The 20,122-nt window shown below is 57.3% G+C and carries 19 protein-coding genes and 1 pseudogene; 10 read left to right on the top strand and 10 right to left on the bottom strand.

Going from position 1 to position 20,122, the window contains the following annotated elements; all coding sequences use genetic code 11:
* The 6 genes and pseudogenes from BMY49_RS10450 to BMY49_RS10425 all read right to left on the bottom strand — a co-directional run.
* A pseudogene (locus BMY49_RS10450) lies at nucleotides 1-254 on the bottom strand (IS1380 family transposase); the annotation flags it as partial.
* Nucleotides 255-364: 110 nt separating this feature from the next.
* Entirely contained in the window at nucleotides 365-766 is a 402-nt protein-coding gene (locus tag BMY49_RS10445; RefSeq protein WP_044628702.1) for a GlcG/HbpS family heme-binding protein, read from the bottom strand.
* Nucleotides 767-847: 81 nt separating this feature from the next.
* Nucleotides 848-2,080 (bottom strand): glycolate oxidase subunit GlcF, encoded by a 1,233-nt coding sequence (gene glcF / locus BMY49_RS10440; protein WP_054640959.1) that lies wholly within the window; start codon nucleotides 2,078-2,080, stop codon nucleotides 848-850.
* Between the two features lie 14 nt (nucleotides 2,081-2,094).
* Nucleotides 2,095-3,192 (bottom strand): glycolate oxidase subunit GlcE, encoded by a 1,098-nt coding sequence (gene glcE, locus BMY49_RS10435; RefSeq protein ID WP_089675529.1) that lies wholly within the window; start codon nucleotides 3,190-3,192, stop codon nucleotides 2,095-2,097.
* Between the two features lie 17 nt (nucleotides 3,193-3,209).
* The gene (glcD, locus tag BMY49_RS10430) at nucleotides 3,210-4,709 is read right to left on the bottom strand and encodes a glycolate oxidase subunit GlcD (RefSeq protein ID WP_054640957.1); all 1,500 of its coding nucleotides are present in this window, start codon (nucleotides 4,707-4,709) and stop codon (nucleotides 3,210-3,212) included.
* 202 nt (nucleotides 4,710-4,911) lie between these two features.
* Nucleotides 4,912-6,603 (bottom strand): L-lactate permease, encoded by a 1,692-nt coding sequence (locus BMY49_RS10425; RefSeq protein WP_089675528.1) that lies wholly within the window; start codon nucleotides 6,601-6,603, stop codon nucleotides 4,912-4,914.
* A gap of 362 nt (nucleotides 6,604-6,965) precedes the next feature.
* On the opposite strand from BMY49_RS10425, the gene BMY49_RS10420 reads away from it, so the two are divergent.
* From BMY49_RS10420 to BMY49_RS10410, 3 genes are all read left to right on the top strand, one after another.
* Nucleotides 6,966-7,658, top strand: coding sequence for a glutathione S-transferase family protein (locus tag BMY49_RS10420; protein ID WP_044628697.1), 693 nt, complete (start codon nucleotides 6,966-6,968; stop codon nucleotides 7,656-7,658).
* Nucleotides 7,659-7,736: 78 nt separating this feature from the next.
* The gene (locus tag BMY49_RS10415; RefSeq protein WP_062360615.1) at nucleotides 7,737-8,426 is read left to right on the top strand and encodes a glutathione binding-like protein; all 690 of its coding nucleotides are present in this window, start codon (nucleotides 7,737-7,739) and stop codon (nucleotides 8,424-8,426) included.
* Between the two features lie 176 nt (nucleotides 8,427-8,602).
* Nucleotides 8,603-8,959, top strand: a complete 357-nt coding sequence (locus BMY49_RS10410) for a phasin family protein (protein ID WP_054640956.1) — start codon at nucleotides 8,603-8,605, stop codon at nucleotides 8,957-8,959.
* 110 nt (nucleotides 8,960-9,069) lie between these two features.
* Here BMY49_RS10410 and uraD read toward each other — a convergent pair whose 3' ends face one another.
* Entirely contained in the window at nucleotides 9,070-9,615 is a 546-nt protein-coding gene (gene uraD, locus BMY49_RS10405; RefSeq protein WP_089675527.1) for a 2-oxo-4-hydroxy-4-carboxy-5-ureidoimidazoline decarboxylase, read from the bottom strand.
* Between the two features lie 138 nt (nucleotides 9,616-9,753).
* On the opposite strand from uraD, the gene uraH reads away from it, so the two are divergent.
* The 3 genes from uraH to BMY49_RS10390 are packed head-to-tail and all read left to right on the top strand — an operon-like array spanning nucleotide 9,754 to nucleotide 12,059.
* A complete protein-coding gene (gene uraH / locus BMY49_RS10400) occupies nucleotides 9,754-10,107 on the top strand; it encodes a hydroxyisourate hydrolase (protein WP_062360619.1) in 354 nt (117 codons plus the stop codon).
* An 11-nt stretch (nucleotides 10,108-10,118) separates the two neighbouring features.
* Nucleotides 10,119-11,318 carry a urate hydroxylase PuuD gene (locus BMY49_RS10395; protein WP_089675526.1) on the top strand — a complete coding sequence of 400 codons (1,200 nt, stop codon included), beginning with the start codon at nucleotides 10,119-10,121 and terminating at the stop codon, nucleotides 11,316-11,318.
* A 24-nt stretch (nucleotides 11,319-11,342) separates the two neighbouring features.
* On the top strand, nucleotides 11,343-12,059 hold the full coding sequence (locus BMY49_RS10390) for a GntR family transcriptional regulator (protein ID WP_062360622.1): 717 nt from the start codon (nucleotides 11,343-11,345) through the stop codon (nucleotides 12,057-12,059).
* Nucleotides 12,060-12,190: 131 nt separating this feature from the next.
* On the opposite strand, the gene BMY49_RS10385 is transcribed toward BMY49_RS10390, so the two are convergent.
* From BMY49_RS10385 to BMY49_RS10375, 3 genes are all read right to left on the bottom strand, one after another.
* Complete coding sequence (locus BMY49_RS10385) at nucleotides 12,191-13,663, bottom strand: NCS1 family nucleobase:cation symporter-1 (protein WP_089675525.1); 1,473 nt, start codon at nucleotides 13,661-13,663, stop codon at nucleotides 12,191-12,193.
* 65 nt (nucleotides 13,664-13,728) lie between these two features.
* Nucleotides 13,729-15,099: an NCS1 family transporter gene (locus BMY49_RS10380; protein WP_062374107.1), complete on the bottom strand. Its 1,371-nt coding sequence runs from the start codon at nucleotides 15,097-15,099 to the stop codon at nucleotides 13,729-13,731.
* Between the two features lie 128 nt (nucleotides 15,100-15,227).
* Nucleotides 15,228-15,983 (bottom strand): aspartate/glutamate racemase family protein, encoded by a 756-nt coding sequence (locus BMY49_RS10375; protein WP_058577171.1) that lies wholly within the window; start codon nucleotides 15,981-15,983, stop codon nucleotides 15,228-15,230.
* 263 nt (nucleotides 15,984-16,246) lie between these two features.
* Between BMY49_RS10375 and puuE the strand changes: the two genes are divergently transcribed.
* From puuE to pyk, 4 genes are all read left to right on the top strand, one after another.
* Nucleotides 16,247-17,173 carry an allantoinase PuuE gene (gene puuE, locus BMY49_RS10370; protein WP_044628690.1) on the top strand — a complete coding sequence of 309 codons (927 nt, stop codon included), beginning with the start codon at nucleotides 16,247-16,249 and terminating at the stop codon, nucleotides 17,171-17,173.
* Nucleotides 17,174-17,187: 14 nt separating this feature from the next.
* Nucleotides 17,188-18,012, top strand: coding sequence for a bifunctional allantoicase/(S)-ureidoglycine aminohydrolase (locus tag BMY49_RS10365; protein WP_062374104.1), 825 nt, complete (start codon nucleotides 17,188-17,190; stop codon nucleotides 18,010-18,012).
* 44 nt (nucleotides 18,013-18,056) lie between these two features.
* Complete coding sequence (locus tag BMY49_RS10360; protein WP_089675524.1) at nucleotides 18,057-18,548, top strand: ureidoglycolate lyase; 492 nt, start codon at nucleotides 18,057-18,059, stop codon at nucleotides 18,546-18,548.
* A gap of 86 nt (nucleotides 18,549-18,634) precedes the next feature.
* Nucleotides 18,635-20,119: a pyruvate kinase gene (gene pyk, locus BMY49_RS10355; RefSeq protein ID WP_054640952.1), complete on the top strand. Its 1,485-nt coding sequence runs from the start codon at nucleotides 18,635-18,637 to the stop codon at nucleotides 20,117-20,119.
* The last annotated feature ends 3 nt before the right edge of the window (nucleotides 20,120-20,122 follow it).

Here is a 20,122-nt window from a genome sequence, read left to right as displayed (position 1 = left end):
ACCTTCTGCAGGGTCAGCAGTTGTTGGAAGGGCTTGTCGCGGCGGAAGTTCTCGACAGCGTCATAGTCGCTCATGCCCAGACACAGCAGGCCCAGGTAGCTCTTGATCACGTCACTGGTGCGCATGCCCAGCGTGGTGGGGAAGCGGCTGTCGATGCTGTCGACGCCAGCGATCTCGAAGCATTGCCCGATGATGGACAGCCCGGCGTGGCTGGTGAGGGTGCGGCGACTGGCGCGGAACTTTATGTTGGGCATGGCACTGTCTGGGTGAATGGCGATAATGGCTATATTGCCATGCAGGTCAGTGGGTTAGAAGTGCTTCCGGGGGCCGGTCTCACGGATTCAGGTTACTTACTATGGAAGTGTTAGGCGATTGCGCTGACGCCTGCTTTGGCAATTTGCACGTCTTGATCTGGCTTGACGCCAGAGATGCCAACAGCGCCGACGACTTGGCCATCCACGATGATCGGCACGCCGCCAGATAGCAGACCCTGTAGCGGCGCAGAGACAAACGCCGTGCGGCCACCGTTAATCATCTCTTCAAACACTTGGGTCTCTTTACGACCCAGGGCCGCGCTACGCGCTTTTTGGGTAGCGACATCGGCGCTGAACGGGGCAGCACCGTCTAAACGGCGCAGTGCCAGCAGGTGGCCGCCATCGTCGGTGACGGCGATGGTGACCGGCCAGCTGTTGTTGTCAGCTTCTTTCTGTGCGGCATCGAGGACTTGGATAACGTCGGCTTGGCCTAAAACAGCTTTGGTTTGCATCAAAGGATCCTTCTTATCATAGGGATTAAAGCGCTGCGCCCAACCGTTAATACGTTGTGAAAGCGCAGCGAGTGCACAGGGTTATACCAGGGCAGCGTCTACGACTTCTACCCAGTGGCGTACCGGCGTGCGGTTGGCACTGGCCAGATGCGTTTGACAGCCGATGTTGGCGGTCACAATCACCTCAGGGTTGCCTGCTTCTAGCGCATTCAGCTTGTTATCGCGCAGCTGAGTGGCGAGCTCTGGCTGTGTCACCGAGTAGGTGCCCGCCGAGCCGCAGCACAGGTGGGCATCTTTCACGGGCGTGAGTGCAAAGCCGAGTTTGCTAAGCACGCCTTCCACTGCGCCGTTGAGCTTCTGGGCGTGCTGCAGCGTGCAGGGGCAGTGGAACGCTAAACGCTGGTGCTCTTTAAGCTGCAGCGCTTCCAGCGGCTCGTCGCGCAGTATTTCGACGATATCCTTTGCCAGTGCGCTGACTTTTTTGGCCTTTTCAGCGTAGGCGGGGTCGTCCTTGAGCATGTCGGCATACTCTTTGACGAAGGCGCCGCAGCCGCTGGCGGTTTGCACGATGGCTTCCGCGCCCTGCTCGATTTGCGGCCACCAGGCATCGATATTGGCGCGCATCCGCTCGCGGCCCGCCTCTTGGGCATTGAGGTGAAAGTCGATAGCACCACAGCAGCCAGCTTCACTAATCGGTGTGACGCTAATGCCCAAACGATCGAGCAGGCGTGCCGTGGCTGCGTTGGTGTTGGGCGACAGGCCCGGCTGCACGCAGCCTTCTAGAATCAATACCTTGCGGGCATGGCGCTGGCTGTCGGGTCGCTGGCCTGCATCGACCGGTGCGGGCGGCATTTTGCTACGCAGTTTGCCGGGCACTAGAGGCTTGAAGGTTTGCCCCAGGGCCAGCAGCGCTTTGAAGCGTTTCGGGTCGACCAGCATTTTGCGCAGCGCATAGCGCTGAGCCCGTTCTGCCGCTGAACGCGGCACACGACGGTCGATTTCCGCACGGCCAATATCCAGCAGCTTGTGATACTCCACGCCGGAGGGGCAGGTGGTTTCGCAGTTGCGGCAGGTTAGGCAACGGTCTAGGTGCAGGCGAGTCTCTTCGGTGACTTGGTCATCGTCATCGCGGCTCTCCAGCAGCTCTTTCATCAAGTAGATACGCCCGCGAGGCCCGTCTCGCTCATCGCCCAGCAACTGGTAAGTGGGGCAGGTGGCGTTACAAAAGCCACAGTGCACACAGGTACGTAGAATGCGCTCGGCTTCCTGAATATGCGGTTTTTGGCGGTCGGCATCGGTAAAGTGCGTCTGCATGTCAGCTCTCCTGATTAAAATGCCGCATAAAGACGACCAGGGTTGAAAATGCCGTGGGCATCCAGCTCGGCCTTCAGGTTGCGGTGGTACTTCTCGACCACAGCATTCAGCGGAGTAAACGGTGACTCCGCGCCCCCTTGGGCATGCGGGGTGTAGCAGGTAGCGTGGCCACCGGCCTTCTGGCATTCATCGCGCAGCGTGTCTGCGAGCAGTGCGGTTTTCACCCAGCGCTGGCTGCCGCCCCAATCATAGAAGATATCGCTTTCATCAACGGCGAGCTCTAGCGCTGGGGTATGGGGCGGTAGCGAGAGGCGCCACAGTGCTTGCCCTTCGTTGAGGCTGAAAAAGCCATGCTGCTGGTCACGCAGCTGTTGCCAGAAATCCGCAGAGAGCGCTTCACCGCCCAGGCGCTCTTTCGTGGCCTTGACGGAGCTTTCACCGCCTTCCAGCCGAATAAACAGCTCGCCCGCGTGCCATGCCGCAGCCGTGATAGGCAGCGGCTGGCGGCCAAGCTCAGAGAGCTTCGCTAAAGCATCTTGCAAGCCCATTTCAAGGCGCAGACTGTGGCTGGCGGTGGGAATAGGCAGCACCTTAAATGAGATATCGGCCAGCACGCCTAGCGTGCCCTGGGCACCTGCCATCATGCGAGAAAGGTCATAGCCCGCCACGTTTTTCATGACTTCGCCGCCAAAGCGCAGCAGTTTGCCTTCCTGGGTGATCACCCGGGTGCCCAGCACGAAATCCCGTGCGGCACCTGCCCAAGGGCGGCGAGGGCCGGACATGCCGGTGGCCACCGCGCCGCCAATGGTGCTGGCGTCGCCAAAAATGGGCGGCTCGAAAGGCAGCATTTGATGTTTTTCTGCCAGTGCCGCGTTCAGCGCGCTCAGGCGGGTGCCTGCCCGTACCGTGACGACGAGTTCGATAGGGTCGTAAGAGACGATGCCGCTATGCGCTGCGACATTGAGTTCCGTGCCTTCCACCGGGCGGCCATAAAAGGCCCGGGTGTTGCCCGCTACAATGCGTAGCGGGGTGCGGTCGTGGTAGGCGCTACGAACCTGTTCGCACAGCTCATTGGCGATATCCTGGTCAGCGTGTATCGCTAGTTCGGTCATGGTCGATCCTTATAGCATCAGAAGCGTGGCAGTTCTGGATGCGGTAACTCGTTGTTATGCACATGCATCGCGCCAAATTCGGCACAGCGCGCCAGGGTGGGAATATTTTTCCCTGGGTTGAGCAGCCGTTTGGGGTCGAAGGCCGCTTTCAACGCGTGGAAGACCGTCAGCTCATCGGGCTGGAACTGGCTGCACATCTGGTTAATTTTTTCGCGACCTACGCCATGCTCGCCAGTAATCGAGCCACCGGCGGCCACGCACAGCTCCAGGATCTTGCCGCCTACGTCTTCCGCCAGGGCAAGCTGACCCTCTTTGTTGGCATCGAACAGGATCAGCGGGTGCATATTGCCGTCACCCGCGTGGAAGACGTTGGCCACGGGCAGGCCGCTCTCTTCTGAAAGTGCGGCAATGCCTTTCAACACGCGCGGCAGCTCGCGGCGGGGAATGGTGCCATCCATGCAGTAGTAGTCCGGCGACATGCGGCCTACGGCAGGGAAGGCATTCTTGCGCCCGGCCCAGAACTTGGCGCGCTCGGCTTCGTCCCGCGCCTGTTGAATGTTAGTGGCTCCGGCCTTTTCCAGTACGCGGCGCACGGTCTCGCAGTCGTCGTCCACGTCGGCTTCCACACCATCCAGCTCACAGAGCAGAATGGCTTCGGCTTCCACGGGGTAGCCTGCCTTGATGAAATCTTCGGCGGCTTTGATGGCGAGCTTATCCATCATTTCCAGGCCACCGGGGATAATGCCTGCGGCAATGATGTCGCCCACCGCGCGGCCCGCTTTTTCGATATCATCGAAGCTGGCCATCAGCACTTTGGCGGTTTGTGGCTTGGGCAGCAGCTTCACGGTGATTTCCGTGACCACCCCAAGCATGCCTTCTGAACCGTTCATCAAAGCCAGAAGGTCGAAACCGGGGGCATCCAGGGCTTCAGAGCCCAGCGTCATGTGCTCGCCTTCAATGGTCAGGACATCCACGCGCATGACGTTATGCACGGTAAGACCATACTTCAGACAGTGCACGCCGCCTGCATTTTCAGCCACGTTGCCGCCAATCGAGCAGGCAATTTGTGAGGAGGGGTCGGGGGCGTAGTAGAGCCCGTAAGGGGCGGCCGCCTCGGAAATGGCAAGGTTGCGCACCCCAGGCTGAACGCGGGCAATGCGCGCGTCGGGGTCAACGGTAATAATTTGGTTGAACCTCGACATGACCAGCAGCACGCCCTGCTCAAGCGGCAGTGCGCCGCCGGAAAGGCCGGTGCCTGCGCCCCGGGTCACCACGGGTACGCCCAGTGCATGGCAGCGCTTTAACAGGCCCTCGACCTGTTCCAACGTTTCCGGCAGGGCCACCAACATGGGCAGCACGCGATAGGCGGCGAGGCCATCGCACTCGAAAGGACGTAAATCCTCCTCACGATGCAATAGCGTCAAAGAGGGGACAGCGCCTTGCAGGTCGCTGAGTACGTCAGCTTTATCACGGTGGACAAGCTCGCCATCGAGGCGCTCGTCGAAAAGGATATTCATGTTAACTCCTATGGATGAGGAGGATAGATGGCTATCTAATCACTTTATGGAAAATGCTTCCATAACGTATGAGTGGTTTTGGAATTGTTTTTCATAAAGTACTTGAGGAGTGGTCGGTCAGGTAAAATACATCTTTTTAATATAGTGCTGGGTAGCCCTAGGGCTACCCAGCGGGTGATGACCAATGAGGTAAAGAGGCCCTTTACATCAACGGGTCAGTAACACCAAGGACATAAAACGCGATCAGCGCGATAATGCCAGCAAAGACTAGGTAATAAATAGTCGGGATGATCGTTTTACGAATGGTGGTGCCCTCGCGGCCGAGTAGGCCAACAGTAGCCGACGCCGCCACGACGTTGTGAATTGCGATCATGTTACCTGCGGCAGCACCCACGGCTTGCAGTGCCACCATCATGGCTGTGGACAGCCCCAGCGTTTCGGCAACGCTGAACTGGAACTCCGCCAGCATTAGGTTAGACACCGTGTTGGAGCCTGCAATAAAGGCACCCATCGCCCCAACGGCAGGCGCAAAGAACGGGTAGATGCCGCCCACACCGTTAGCCACCGCTTGCGCCATCATGACGGGCATCGAGACCAGGTCCGCGCCGTTGACGCCGGAGTTGATCAGGATACGTACCATCGGCACAGTGAAGATCAGGACGAAGCCCGCACCAAAAATGGTTTTGGTCGACTCGGATACTGCAGCGCTTAGCTGGCGCGGGTTCATGCGGTGCAGGAAGTAGGTCACCAGCACGACCGCTAGGATGATACCGCCGGGCAGGTAGAGAGGCTGGATGCCACCGCTCACGCCTGCTTCGCCGAAGATATTGGCCCAGTTCAGGTTGATGGAGGTTAACGCAGCTTTGAGCGGCTCGATGGTGCGTGAGGCTACCAGGAACAGAGCGAGCAGTACGTAAGGCACCCAACCTTTAAAGGTCGACATCGGTGCTTTACCGGCCACATCGTCAAGCTTGATTTGCAGGTTGCCGATCCACTCATCCGGCCAAGCGGTCGATTCTGGGAAGTCCCAGGTATCTTTGGGCAGCAGGAAGCCTTTACGTGCAGCAGGCACCACAATCGCTAAGCCCACCATCGCGCCAATCATGGAAGGGAATTCCGGCCCAAGCAGCACGCCCACCAGCATGTAAGGCACCACGAAAGAGACACCCGTGAAGATGGCGAATGGTGCAATCGAGAGCCCCTCTTTCCAAGAGCGGTTGGCACCGAAGAAGCGCACCATTACCAGTACGAGGATTAGCGGCATCAAAATACCCACGATACCGTGGGTGATCGCCACCGAACTGGTCACCTGCTGGAAAAACACGTCCCAAGTAGAGCCGTTCGCTTCTAGCTGCGCGGTAATGTCGGCACGGTTTAAGCCGCTACCCACACCCACCACAACAGGCGTACCCACGGCGCCAAACGACACTGGCGTGGATTGGATCATCATACCCACGACCACCGCCGCCAGAGCCGGGAAGCCCAGCGCTACCATTAGCGGGGCTGCAACGGCAGCAGGTGTGCCAAAACCAGACGCGCCTTCAATGAAACAGCCAAACAGCCAAGCAACAATCAGCGCTTGTACACGGCGGTCAGGGCTGATGCCTGAAAAGCCGTTACGAATCGCGGTGATGCCGCCTGAGTGTTTAAGCGTGTTGAGCAGTAAGATCGCGCCGAAGATAATCCACAGCAGGCCAGCGGTCTGGATAAGCCCCTGTACGGTGGATGCCGCCACGCGGCTAAACGACATATCCCAGGCGGTTAGGCCAATAATGGCCGCCGTGAGGAAGACAATCGGCATCGCTATCTTGGCCGGGACTTTAAAGCCTACGAGCAAAATCCCGGCGAGCAACAGCGGCAGAAATGCCAGAAGAGCGAGTATAGTTTCATTCATGGGAGGAACGGCCCCTTGTTATTGATTTGGTGTGCTCCGCAGTAGCCAACTTGTCATTTCAATGATAGTTGGGTCAGCTTGAAAGATACGGTTAGGCGGGCTGAATGACTACATTGGAAAATTGGTCTTACCAGTTGATGTGGGCCGTTTTGAGCATGATTTAAGCGGTCGTTTTAATTTAACGTGTTGTTTTTAAGGTGTTTTAAACATTGCATCAGAGTGTTAATACAGCAACAGTCATTAGACTAATAGACAGTGCAGCAGGCCTTCGCGCGGTGGGTTACTAACGTCGCTTGTGTCGCTAACCACTTAGACTCACTGTAGGTGGCGGATTGACCCCTGTAAAAAAGAGAACTAACAATATGGCAATAACACTTTATGACCTGTGCGGCCGTGATGAGCGCCTACGCTTTTCGCCTTATTGCTGGCGGGTACGTATGGCGCTAGCCCATAAAGGGTTGGACTACACAACAGTAGCCTGGCGTTTCCAAGAAAAAGAGGCGCTGGCGTTTGCCAACTACGACAAAGTACCCGTGTTGACCGATGGCGACACGGTAGTGACCGATAGCTTCGAGATCATGCGCTATCTGGACCGCGCCTACCCCGAAGCCCCGGTGCTGGGCGAGGGTGTAAGCCTTCAGCGCGTGATGTTTTTTAAACAGCTGGTAGAGCGAAGCATTACGCCTGCGCTGTTCAAGATTGTGGTGTTAGATCTCCTAGAGGCGATTCACCCTGATGACCGCGCTTACTTCCGTAAAACCCGGGAGGCGCGTTTTGGCGCTACCTTAGAAGCCGTCAGCAATCCGGAGCAGGGGCGTCAGCAGCTTAAACAGGCACTAGTACCGGTAAGCGCTCAACTGAAAGAGAGCCTATTTTTGGATGGTGAAACGCCCAGCGGTGCGGATTACTTGCTGTTTGGCAGCATGATGTGGGCCTATACCGTTTCTACCGAGCCGCTCGTGGAAGAAAGTGACCCTGTAGCAGCGTGGTTTGCGCGTATGCTAGAGGTGCATGATGCAGCCGCTGGCCAAGCCATGACGATTCGTGATCTATAACAGGTAAGGCGGCCATGGCCGCCTAACACCCACAGGCAACACTAACGGCGTAGTCCGTTAGTGTGAAAGGAGATGGCAATGATTGACCTGTATTACTGGACAACCCCGAATGGCCATAAAATCTCCATCATGCTTGAAGAGGCAAAGCTGGCTTACCGTGTTAAGCCCGTTAACATTGGCCGCGGCGAGCAGTTTGACCCTGAGTTTCTAACCATTGCTCCTAATAACCGCATTCCCGCCATTGTTGACCACTCCCCCCAAGACGGCGGCCAGCCGATGGCGCTGTTTGAATCAGGTGCGATTCTTGAATATCTCGCCGATAAGACAGGGCAATTTCTGCCAGCAGAAGGGCGAGAACGCTATGTAGTACTGCAGTGGCTGCACTGGCAGGTGGGTGGGCTTGGCCCTATGGCGGGCCAGAACCATCACTTTTGCCACTACGCACCGCAGAAAATTGAGTACGCCATAGAGCGCTATATACGCGAGACCAACCGGCTCTACAGCGTGCTGGATCAACGACTCTCTCAGCAGCATTATGTTGGCGGCGACCGCTACTCCATTGCGGATATGGCGATCTACCCCTGGATTGTGCCCTGGGAGAAGCAGCGTCAAACCTTGGAAGAGTTCCCCGATCTTGAACGCTGGTTCGAAGAGGTATCGCAACGCCCGGCGGTGCGTAAAGCCTACGCGCTAGTGGAAGATATCAATCCCCAAGCGGGCATCACGATGGATGATGAAGCTCGTAAACATCTGTTTGGCAACCGTTAATCCAACGGCTTTTTCTGGTCTTTGAGTGGGCGAAAGTGTGGCAAGCGCAGCATGTTGAAAATCATGTTGCGCTGCACAAAAATCGCTGCTAGCTTTGTGGGTAGCAACGGCAAACGCCCACTACCGGCCTGCCTCGGCGCGGGTCGAATCGCTAGCTCACTCAAGGAGATTACGTGATGAACAAGGCCGCAGAGAAAACCAGTCAGCAGTTCGAGTCGGTATTCGTGTCCCCCATGCGTTCCTACACGTTGGCGGCACTGAACTACTACGAGCAGCTGGTCGGCGCGCAGATGGATGCAGCCCGTGCCTACTCCGACATGACCATTGCCCAAGCGCGCACATGGTTAGACGTAAAAGACGCGGACAGCTTCAAAAAAGCGATGGAGAGCCAGCAAAAAACTGCTGCCGATCTGATGGAGCGCATGAAAGGCGACTCTGAAAAAGTCACTTCTATCAGCCAGAGCTTCATGCAAGACAGCCAGAAAATGGCCGAAGAAACGACCAAGAAAGCGGTAGAGACTGCCAAGCAGTAATTATCCCGCTTGAGTGAAAAGATGCCGCGCCTGGAATTATTCCAGGACGCGGCATTTTTTTGCGTACTTGTTACTTAGCATGTTTTTTTGGTTAGTAGGAGGCGTGGCGATTATAGCGAGGCCTCGTTAGCGCGTGCTCGGAGCCGAAAGCGCGCTATGCGAATAATTTGCTGAATCGCGGTTTCACGCTCCTGGGCTAATCCGTTCTCCAGGCGTTCTTCAAACGCCGCGAGTATGTCGTAGCGGTCCAGCCCTTTCACCGCAATCACAAACGGGAAGCCGAATTTCTCTTTATAAGCCTGATTGAGCTGTTCAAAGCGGGCAAATTCTTCTGGTGAGCACTGGTCGAGCCCTGCGCCTGCCTGCTCGCTGGTGGAGTCGTGCGTTAACTCTCCCGCCAGTGCGGCCTTGCCAGCTAGATCGGGGTGGGCCCGAATAACGGCAATCTGCTGCTCGGGCGTTGCCTGACGCAGCATTAAACCCATCAGTTCGGCTAGCGCGTCAGGGTTGTCATGTTTAGGACGCAGGCCCTGGTGCCAAGCGGCTTCTGCCACCCAGGGCGAGTGCTCATACACATCGCCATAGTGGGCGACGAAGTCTTCCAGGCTGCATTGGCTGGGGGTAGGGGATAATGTGAGTGGGGTAGCAGTCGACACAAAAACTCTCCAGGCGTGCGAAAAGGGAAATGCTGTATACAATAAATAGCATCAACGGTACTCTTTGACCAATAGGTCAAACTCTACACATAACATCTATCCATAACACCAATAACCCCGCCAATGTAAGGAGTGACGATGGGACGCTTAACTACCCACGTGCTGGATACCGCCAAAGGACAGCCCGGCCAAGGCATTACCATTGAGGTTTTTCGGCTAGCGGACGGCAGCCGCGAGCATTTAGGCACCACCGTCACTAATAGCGATGGCCGCTGCGATGCCCCCATTTTAAAAGGCGATGCGCTAATGCCAGGCGAGTATGAGCTTGTGTTCCACGCTGGAAACTATCTGCGCGCTCAAGGGGTAGAAGCCGCTGAACCGCGCTTTTTAGACGTTATTCCGCTGCGCTTCGGCGTGGCCGATGCAAGCCAGCACTATCATGTACCGTTGCTGCTTTCGCCCTACGGCTACTCCACTTACCGTGGTAGCTAAGAGGACTAGGCATGCAAGCGTATATCATCGAGTTTGTGAATCTACTGCTGCGCTGGTTACACGTGATCGCAGCGATTGCATGGATCGGCGAGTCGATCTACTTCGTAATGCTGGATAATGGCCTGCGCACTCCCAAAGCCGCTGAAGATCGTGAAAAGGGTGTTTTTGGCGAGATGTGGGCTGTGCATGGTGGCGGTTTCTATCATAACCAGAAATATGCCACGGCCCCGGCCAAGCTGCCCAACGACCTGCACTGGTCGTTCTGGAAAGCCTATACGACGTGGCTATCGGGTTTTGCGCTGTTCGTCATTCTCTACATGGTGAACCCCGGTTTCTACTTAGTGAATCCGGACAGTAACTGGGCCTGGGCGGCTAACCTCACCGGTTGGCAGGCGAACCTGCTGGCGCTTGGGTTCCTGCTAGGCGGCTGGGTGGTTTATAACGAGCTGTGCAAGCGTATTAGCCCCAACATGGAGCGCGATGGCCTGCTGAGTATTGCCGTAGCGGTGATGATGGTGGTGGTTGCCTACTTAAGCACCCAGATGTTTACCGGGCGGGCGGCATTTCTGCTCACCGGCGCGGTAATGGCCACGGCGATGTCGGCCAACGTCTTTTTCTGGATCATTCCCGGCCAGCGCCGCATGGTGAAAGCCATGAAGGCGGGCGAGGCTCCCAACCCACTAGACGGCAAGCGCGGCAAGCAGCGTTCGGTGCACAACACCTACTTCACGCTCCCCGTGGTGCTGCTGATGGTGAGTAATCACTACTCATTTATCTACGCCCACGAGCTCTCTTGGGTGGTAATGGTGCTGTTTATCTTTGCCGGAGCGCTGATTCGTCAGTTCTTTGTACTGATGCATGCCGGTAACATTCAGCCTGCCTACCCTGCAGTAGGCGTTGGGCTGATTTTGCTCGCGTTCTGGGTGGCCGCGCCCAGCCCAAGTAGCATCGCAGAAAGCACTGGCGGTGCGCCCACACAAGCGCAGATATCTGGATTGATTGAGCAACACTGCACCCAGTGCCATGCCCGCAACCCCGAGCATGCCGGTTTCTCCGCGCCGCCTGCAGGCTATGCCTTTGATAGCTGGGACGATATTCTTGGTCACAAAGCGCAAATCCAACAGGTCGTTGGCAGTCGCTACATGCCGCTTGGTAATATCACCAACATGAGTGACGAAGAGCGCGATATCATTGCGGCCTGGGAGGAGTAATCAGAGTCGCAGACAGGAGACACTATGAGTGATGCGCAGGCGGCGTTAAAGCGGAGGCCTTCTGACAAAGAGGGCGATGAGCGCCACGAAGCGATTTACCGGGCGGTGAGCGATGCGATTGTGGAGCAGCGCCTTAAGCCCGGCGCTCGGCTGCGTGAAGATGCGCTAGCGGAAGTATTCGGTATTAGCCGCACGGGGATTCGTAAGATCCTTCAGCGGCTGGCGCTGGAGCAGCTTGTTACCTTGACCCCGCGTCGTGGGGCTAGCGTGACGCGCCCCACCGCCGATGAAGCGAAAGACGTGTTCGATGCCCGCCAGTTGATCGAGTGTGGCCTCATGCCCGATGTGGCCAGGCGAATGAACGCCGCGGCGGCGGCGGAGCTTCGCGAGATGGCCCGCCAAGAACGTCAAGCCCTACGCAGCGGTCAGCAGAGCGTGGCGATTCGTCTCTCGGCGGATTTTCACGTGCGCTTAGCCCAACTCTCCGGCAATGCCACCCTGGCAGAATTCGTCGAGCGCCTCTGCTCCCGCTCATCACTGATCCTCGCCGTTTACGGCCATCGCGGCCACCTAGGCTGCGAATCCCACGACCACGACGACCTGATTGGCTATCTTGAAACCGGCAACGGCGAACGCGCCAAAGCCTTTATGAGCCGCCACCTCAAAGCCATCGAAGCCTCGCTCTCCATGGTTGAAGAGGAAGAGAATGTACCGGATCTGCAGCAGATTTTTGGTGTTTAGCGACGACGCATCTGCTCAACTGTAATGGCGGTTAGGCAGTTTTTTTGGATTAACGTAAAAGCGCCACCGGAGCTCATCCGGTGGCGCTTTTAGTGGTTACCACGTTTTGCTATGAGCCATCACTTCATGGCTTAGTGCGCTTTTTGCTCAGCCATCACGGGCGCTGCCTTAAACCGCTTCATCAGCCCGTAATAGAACACCCCACCCAAGCCAGCGCCGATCAGCCAGCCATAGCCGCCTAAGCTGGCTAAAGCCGGTACCAATATGGTAGAGAGCGAGAACATTGCCGCCACGCCAAAGGCGATGAGGGCGCGGGTGTTCCAGCCGTTGACGTAGTAGTAGGCGCTGCTGGGGGCTGAGGAGAATAGCTCCTGCATGTTGAGGTGCTGGCGTTTGATCAGGTAGTAGTCCACCACGATGATGCCGTAGAACGGCGCGACGATAGCGCCCAGCGCATTTACAAAGCCCGGCACGCCAATTTGGCTGATCACTGAGATCCATAGCGCACCCACGAAAAAGGCAATCACGGCGGTAATCAAGCCGCCCATCTTGAAGCTGATTTTGCTTGGGAACAGGTTAGCTAAGTCGTAGGCGGGGGGAATGAAGTTAGCGACGAGGTTGATACCCACCGTAGCGGCAAAGAAGGTGAGGGCGGCCACAAGGGTCAGCGGCAGCGAATCGACGCGTTCCACAATATCTGCTGGGTTGGTTAGCGCTTCGCCAAACAGTACCAGCGTGCCGGCGGTGATAATCAGCGCAATAAACGAGAAGAACGCCACGTTCAAGGGCAGGCCCAGCAGGTTGCCCAGCTTCATCTGGCGTTCGGTTTTTACAAACCGGGTAAAGTCGCCGAAGTTGATCACCACTGCGGCGAAGTAGGCCACCATCGTACCCACAATGGCGAGAAACGCACCCAGGCCGCCCTGCTCATCGCTGCCGCTAAAGATGGTGCTAATGGCGGGGAGTAGCTCGCTACCGGCTTGTACCCATACCACAATCATCAACACCACCATCACCACATACACCAGCGGGCCTGCCCAGTTTAGGAAGTGTTTAATGCGCTCGATGCCCTGCCAAAAAATCGCGATCTGAAACAGCCACACAATCACGAACGACAGCCACGCCACCCCGGAAAGGCCAAGAAAGGTGCCGCCGTTGCCCACGCCAAACAGCGCGGTAATCAGCAGCGCCACGGCGGTGGAGGCGAAGTAGGTCTGCACGCCGTACCAAAAAATACCCACAATGGCGCGCAGCATGGCGGGCAGGTTGGCACCACGCACGCCCATGCTGGCGCGCACCATGACGGGGAAAGGTATGCCGTATTTCACGCTGGGTTTGCCGGTCAGGTTGACCAAAAACATGACGATAATCCCGGCCAGAATAATCGCTGCCATTACGGCCCAGCCGTTTAGGCCATAAGAGAGGAACAGCGACGCCGCCAGGGTGTAGCCAAACAGGCTTTGAATATCGTTGGACCAGACGTTAAAAATCTCAAAGGCGCCCCAGGTGCGGTGCTCTGGCTTTAGCGGGGCGAGGTCTTCGTTATAGAGCGTTGGATCAATCTGCTGGATGTTTAGGTCGCTTTGGCTGGGTTGTTCATTCATTGCAAGGCTCTTTATCCGGAAATGGTCGCCTGCCACGCGAGGGTGGTAGGCGTTGGCAAGGCGAGTTACTGGGTGAAGCGCTGGCAGGCGGGCCAGTGTTTCATCAGCAGGTAGTAGGTCAGCCCGGCAGGAATAAGGCTGGCGTACCAAGAGACCGCCGAGAACGAGAGTGCTGCGATAATCCCCACCGCCGTGGCAATCAGTGCGGCGTTGTTAATGCCTTGGTACGGGCCGTTTTCATCGTAGAGCTTGCCGATATCCAGCGTGCGGCGGCGAATCACGTAGTAGTCCACCACCAGAATGGCGAAGATGGGGCCAAGGAACGCGGAGTAGGTTTGTACAAAGAGCTGCAACCCTGCGGCCGATTCCGGCTGCACCAGCTTCCAGGGGAAAGTGGCGAAGGCCAGCAGACCCACAATCACCGTTGCGACGGGGAACTTGAGTTTGAACACGTCCATCAGCACGTAGGTGGGCGGCACCACGTTGTTCAGCACGTTGGTGGTTACCTGGGCGAAGGCGATAAACAGCAGGGTGATCATTAGTAGCGGCGTGTTATCTACCGCGTTGGCGAACACCTGGATGGGGTCTGCGGTGCCAGTGGCTTGCGACACCATGTAGCCAATCAGGCCCATAAACAGCGTGCAGGGCAGAATCGACATGGCGTAAATAGTGGTTAATAGCCCTTGGCCGGTGCCTTTTTTATGCTCACGGGAGTAATCGCTCACATTCAGCATCATGGTGCTGTAGATGCCCAAAAACAGCATGGTGGCGCTCCAGAAGGGCATCCCCCAAGAGCCTTCCATGGTCAGCAGGCTGGTGGAAAGCTCGTCACCGTAGCGCTGCACCGTGGCGTAGAACATGTACATCAGCGAGCAGAGAATAAAGGCGCTGCCGATATTTTCCAGCCACTTAATGCCCTGAAAGCCGAGTACCGAAAGGCCAATCTGCAAACACTGGAAAGCAATGAAGTAGAAGATCAGGTTGTCGAAGCCAAACAGTGTCGCCGACACCATGTTGAGGGCACCTGCGCCAATCCAGCTTTGAAAACCGTACCAGACGATGGCAGGAACGGCGCGCACCAAACCGGGAATACGCGTGCCGGTAAAACCGAATGCACTGCGTGCCTGCACCATAAACGGGATGCCGTATTTGTAGCCAGCAGCCCCGTTAATGGCGAGCGCCACGCCAATCACAAAGCAGCCAATGGCGATGGCCAGGGTGGCTTGAAGCAGGTTGAGCGTGCCCACCACGCTTGAGCCCATGGCGAAGGTGCCGATAGAGACACACCCCCCAAACCAGGCTAAAAAGTAGGAAGTGCGCCCCATAATGCGGGTACTTTGCGGAGCTAAGCTTTCCGCCCCAACGGCTTTGGCGGTGGCGGGGCTAGCCGCTCCCGGTAGTTCATCTGAGGTAAGAGCAGAGGTTGAAGTGCTCATGTTACCGTCCTCGCAAGATTATCGATGTTATTGGTAACCTGGGCAGACTCTGCCCAAGAGACGCTTGCGGCGTGGCGTGCTAATGGCGGTATTCGTACGGTTGTTATAGTTTTATGGTGCGTGATTTTTTAGCGTGTGGGTGGCAGGGTTAGGTTGGATAAATCCGCGAACTTGCCGGTAAAGGGTTTTGGGCGAGGGTAGTCTAAATCGCCGTATTTGCTGGTATGTAAGCCCAGCCCCACCAGCGATTCGGCAAGCTTCAGCGCCGCGCTTACCCCTTCCACCACGGGCAGGCCAACTTCGCGGCTAATGGCGTGGGTGAGGTTCGCCATCCCGCCGCAGCCCAGCACAATCGCGCCGATGCCATCCTCATCGCGGGCACGGCAGCACTCTTGCACAATGCGGCTAAAGGCGGCGTCAGGGTGGTCTTCCAAATCCAGCACCGGAATTTCAGCGGCGCGAATGCGGCGGCAGTGGTGGCTAAAGCCGTACTGCTCAAGAAGGTGCTCGGCAATAATACCGGTACGGCCTAGCGTGGTCACAATCGAGAAGCGCGTGCTAATCAAGGTGGCCATGTGAAAAGCGGCTTCGGCAATGCCAATCACTGGGGCGCGGGTCAGCTCGCGGGCAGCCAGCAAGCCGGGGTCACCAAAGCAGGCCACTACGTAGGCATCAATATTGCCCTCGCGCTCGCCTTTCAGCACCTCTTCGGCCACGCCCACCGCGCTCACTGCTTCATCGAAGTGGCTCTCGATAGAGACCGGGCCAGCGTCGGGTTGAGTGGCGCTCACCGTGGTCGATGGGGCCGCTAACTGTTCGGCTGCTTGTCGAATTGTCGCCGTCATGGCAGCCGTGGTATTAGGGTTAATCAAGCGTATATGCACGGGGTGATACTCGCATGTGAACAATATTTTCTATCTTGTATACGAAAATAGGGCGCTTTTCTGCGATGCGCAAGCCCTTTCATGCAACGGTTTAGCGCTCGTAGAGTTGATCAAGTGTTCAGGTTTCAAAGGGTTAGTGTGCTGTTGAGCCGAAAAGCGTCGTCATCTCAATTAATTAGCCCTGCGTTGAATTGCGATGGCCGTTCAAAATGGCTATTTTGTATACAAACTAAAACGCTCTGCCTTTGTTAAGGAGCCTGTCCATGACCTCTCATTACCCTCGCGATTTAATCGGCTATGGCCGCACGCCGCCCCACGCTAACTGGCCAGGCAAGGCCAAGATCGCCGTTCAATTTGTGCTTAATTATGAGGAGGGCGGCGAGAACTGCGTGCTGCATGGGGATTCAGGCTCGGAGCAGTTTTTGTCCGAGATTATTGGTGCGGCCAGCTACCCAGACCGCCACCTGAGCATGGAATCCATCTACGAGTACGGCTCCCGCGCTGGCGTGTGGCGTATTCTGCGCGAGTTCGAGCGCCGTGGGTTGCCACTGACCGTATTTGGGGTGGCGATGGCGCTAGAGCGCCACCCGGACGTGGCCCAGGCGTTTAAAGAGCTTGGCCATGAAGTGGCGTGCCACGGCTACCGTTGGATTCACTACCAAGAAACTCCTGAGCATGTCGAGCGCGAACATCTGCAAAAAGCCATGGAGATCTTCCAGCGTTTGTATGGTGAAAAGCCTGAAGGCTGGTACACCGGGCGCGATAGCCCCAATACGCGCCGTTTAATTTTGGACGAAGGTGGTTTTCTTTACGACAGCGACTACTACGGCGACGACCTACCGTTCTGGACCAAGGTGAGCGATAGCCAGGGGGCTGAGCATAACCACCTGATCGTGCCTTACACCTTAGATACCAACGACATGCGCTTTGCTGCTCCGCAAGGTTTCAACACGGCGGACCACTTCTTTACCTACCTGCGCGACGCCTTTGATGTACTGTATGCCGAAGGGGAAGAAGCGCCGAAGATGCTCTCGATTGGTATGCACTGCCGTTTGCTGGGCCGCCCCGGGCGCTTCCGCGCGCTGCAGCGCTTCTTAGACCATATTGAAGCCCACGACCGAGTGTGGGTGGCTCGCCGGGTGGATATCGCCCGCCACTGGGCGGAGCATCATCCGGCACCGACTCGTTAAAAGGCAGCATCATAATGAATAAAACGACTTACTACGCCCCCTCCGGTGGTCACCCGCCGCAAACCCAACTCACCGCTGACCGTGCGGTCTTTACCGAAGCCTATGCACTGATTCCCAAAGGCGTGATGCGCGACATCGTGACCAGCAACCTGCCGTTTTGGGAGGGCACTCGGTTGTGGGTGCTGGCGCGGCCGCTGTCGGGATTTGCAGAAACCTTCTCCCAGTACATTATGGAAGTGCAGTCCGAGGGCGGTAGCGATAAGCCTGAGCTAGACCCCCAAGCGGAAGGCGTGTTGTTTATTGTGGAGGGTGAGTTAACGCTCACTTTAGCGGGCGAGCGCCATACGATGGGGCCGGGCGGCTACGCGTTTATTCCACCTGGCAGCCACTGGCAGGTGCGCAATGAAACCCGCGAGCCTGTGCGTTTCCACTGGGTGCGCAAAGCCTACGAGTATGTAGAAGGTCTGGAAGTGCCCAAAGCCTTCGTGACCAATGAGCAGGAGATTGCACCGATCGAAATGCCGGGCACCGAAGGCCGCTGGGCCACGACGCGTTTTGTCGACCCTAACGACGTGCGCCACGATATGCACGTCAATATCGTTACCTTTCAGCCGGGCGGCGTGATTCCGTTTGATGAAACCCACGTGATGGAACACGGCCTCTACGTACTTGAAGGCAAAGCGGTGTATCACTTGAACCAGCAATGGGTCGAAGTGGAAGCGGGCGACTTTATGTGGCTACGCGCCTTCTGCCCTCAGGCGTGCTACGCCGGTGGCCCTGGCCCGTTCCGCTACCTGTTGTACAAAGACGTTAACCGCCATGCGGCGCTCAAAATCTGAGTTGGGAAAGCCCACCACAACTAATTACTCGTTAGGATGATGCTATGTTAAATCTGACGGCAAAACCGCTGACGGCGGAGGCGTTTGCGCCCTTTGGAGACGTCATCGATGCCCGCACCTCCGCATCGTTCCCGATTAACGCCGGGCGCACCCAGCGCCATCACGACCTCGCCAGGGTAGAAACCCTCGGCGACAACGCTCGAACGCTGATCAATATTTTTGTCAGCCAGCCAGTGACGCTGCCGCTCAATCTCACGTTTTTAGAGCGCCACCCCCAGGGCAGTCAGGCGTTTATGCCGCTGCATCAGGAGCGCTTTATTGTGGTGGTGGCACCACCTGGCGACACCATTGCGCCAAATGAGGTGCAGGCGTTTGTCACCGACGGCCGCCAAGGGGTGAACTACCGCGCCGGTACTTGGCACGCGATTCAGTCGGTGCTGGAGCGCGAAGGGGAATTCCTGGTGGTGGATCGCGGTGGGGATGGCAATAACTGTGACGAATATCCCCTGGATGTTACCGTCACTTTAGCGGAATAGCCCACCGCAAGTGCATGCGAGTGTCATCTTGGTTGGGTTATGCTGATAAGCTGACACTCCACTCTATATGAACGGTTAGGACATTTATGAGCGCAAACACCCATATCCCCCTTCGTCGTACCAAAATTGTCGCGACCCTCGGCCCCGCCAGTGACCGTGAAGGCGTGCTGGAAGCCATGTTGAAGGCGGGGGTGGATGTGGTCCGCTTGAACTTTTCCCACGGCACGGCGGACGACCATCGCCGCCGCCTTGCCCGTGTGCGTGAAATCGCCGCTCAGCTAGGCCGCAGTGTGGCCGCGCTGGGCGATTTGCAAGGCCCCAAAATTCGCGTTGCTCGCTTTAAAGAGGGGGCGGTTTATTTAGAAGAGGGCCAGCCGTTTGTACTGGATATGGCCATGGATAGCGACGCTGGTGATATCCACGGCGTCGGCTGCGATTACAAAACCCTGGCGGATGATGTAACCGCGGGAGACCGCCTGCTGCTGGATGATGGTCGCGTGGTGCTGGATGTTACCCGCGTAGAGGGCAAGCAGGTTCACACCGAGGTGGTGGTGGGTGGCAAGCTCTCTAATCATAAAGGCATTAACAAGCAGGGCGGCGGGCTATCGGCTCCCGCGCTAACGGAAAAAGATAAAACCGACCTGAAAACCGCCGTTGAGATTGGTGTCGATTACTTGGCGATCTCCTTCCCTCGTACTGCGGAAGATATGCTGGAAGCCCGCCGCCTGTTGGGCGAAGAGGGCAAGGAAATTGGCCTCGTTGCCAAAGTGGAGCGCGCCGAAGCCGTGGCCGATGACGCCACGCTGGATGGCATTATCGAAGCCTCCGAAGCGGTGATGGTGGCTCGTGGCGACCTCGGCGTGGAAATTGGCGATGCCAAACTGGTCGGCGTGCAAAAGCGCATGATTAAACGCGCCCGTTCGCTTAACCGCGCGGTGATTACCGCCACCCAAATGATGGAGAGCATGATCTCCGCGCCGCTACCCACCCGCGCTGAAGTTTTCGACGTGGCGAACGCGGTGCTGGATGGCAGCGATGCGGTCATGCTCTCTGCGGAAACCGCCGCGGGCGACTACCCGCTGGAAACCGTAGAAGCGATGGCGCGTGTTTGTCTGGGTGCCGAGCGTGAGCGGGTCGCTCAAGAGTCGGGCCATCGTATCCACGAAGGCTTTACCCGCCCGGACGAAACCATCGCCCTTTCGGCGATGTACGCCGCTAACCACATGAACGGCGTGGTGGCGATTGCTTGCATGACCGCCTCGGGCTACACGCCGTTGATCGCCTCGCGCATCCGCTCGGGCCTGCCTATCGTGGGGTTGGCTCACAACCCGATTGCCCAGCGCCGTATGGCCCTGTACCGGGGCGTGGTCTCACTTCCCTTCGATACCTCGAAAATGACCGCCACCGAGCTTAACGACCAAGCCCTTACGCTGTTGGTGAAGCAGGGCGTCGCCAAGCCGGGTGATCACGTCATCCTGACCCGTGGCGACCACATGAACGCCCACGGTGGTACCAACACCATGAAAGTGATGGCTATTACCGAGCAACACGCCGACAGCGCAAAGGCCTAGCAT

Source organism: Vreelandella aquamarina (assembly GCF_900110265.1).
Classification (GTDB): Bacteria; Pseudomonadota; Gammaproteobacteria; order Pseudomonadales; family Halomonadaceae; genus Vreelandella; species Vreelandella aquamarina.
This window is presented reverse-complemented; position numbering and strand designations above follow the sequence as displayed.

Coding starts and splice junctions, on each gene's coding strand:
- BMY49_RS10445 (WP_044628702.1), bottom strand. CDS start 766: ATGCAAACCAAAGCTGTTTTAGGCCAAGCCGACGTTATCCAAGTCCTC.
- glcF (WP_054640959.1), bottom strand. CDS start 2,080: ATGCAGACGCACTTTACCGATGCCGACCGCCAAAAACCGCATATTCAG.
- glcE (WP_089675529.1), bottom strand. CDS start 3,192: ATGACCGAACTAGCGATACACGCTGACCAGGATATCGCCAATGAGCTG.
- glcD (WP_054640957.1), bottom strand. CDS start 4,709: ATGAATATCCTTTTCGACGAGCGCCTCGATGGCGAGCTTGTCCACCGT.
- BMY49_RS10425 (WP_089675528.1), bottom strand. CDS start 6,603: ATGAATGAAACTATACTCGCTCTTCTGGCATTTCTGCCGCTGTTGCTC.
- BMY49_RS10420 (WP_044628697.1), top strand. CDS start 6,966: ATGGCAATAACACTTTATGACCTGTGCGGCCGTGATGAGCGCCTACGC.
- BMY49_RS10415 (WP_062360615.1), top strand. CDS start 7,737: ATGATTGACCTGTATTACTGGACAACCCCGAATGGCCATAAAATCTCC.
- BMY49_RS10410 (WP_054640956.1), top strand. CDS start 8,603: ATGAACAAGGCCGCAGAGAAAACCAGTCAGCAGTTCGAGTCGGTATTC.
- uraH (WP_062360619.1), top strand. CDS start 9,754: ATGGGACGCTTAACTACCCACGTGCTGGATACCGCCAAAGGACAGCCC.
- BMY49_RS10395 (WP_089675526.1), top strand. CDS start 10,119: ATGCAAGCGTATATCATCGAGTTTGTGAATCTACTGCTGCGCTGGTTA.
- BMY49_RS10390 (WP_062360622.1), top strand. CDS start 11,343: ATGAGTGATGCGCAGGCGGCGTTAAAGCGGAGGCCTTCTGACAAAGAG.
- BMY49_RS10385 (WP_089675525.1), bottom strand. CDS start 13,663: ATGAATGAACAACCCAGCCAAAGCGACCTAAACATCCAGCAGATTGAT.
- BMY49_RS10380 (WP_062374107.1), bottom strand. CDS start 15,099: ATGAGCACTTCAACCTCTGCTCTTACCTCAGATGAACTACCGGGAGCG.
- puuE (WP_044628690.1), top strand. CDS start 16,247: ATGACCTCTCATTACCCTCGCGATTTAATCGGCTATGGCCGCACGCCG.
- BMY49_RS10365 (WP_062374104.1), top strand. CDS start 17,188: ATGAATAAAACGACTTACTACGCCCCCTCCGGTGGTCACCCGCCGCAA.
- BMY49_RS10360 (WP_089675524.1), top strand. CDS start 18,057: ATGTTAAATCTGACGGCAAAACCGCTGACGGCGGAGGCGTTTGCGCCC.
- pyk (WP_054640952.1), top strand. CDS start 18,635: ATGAGCGCAAACACCCATATCCCCCTTCGTCGTACCAAAATTGTCGCG.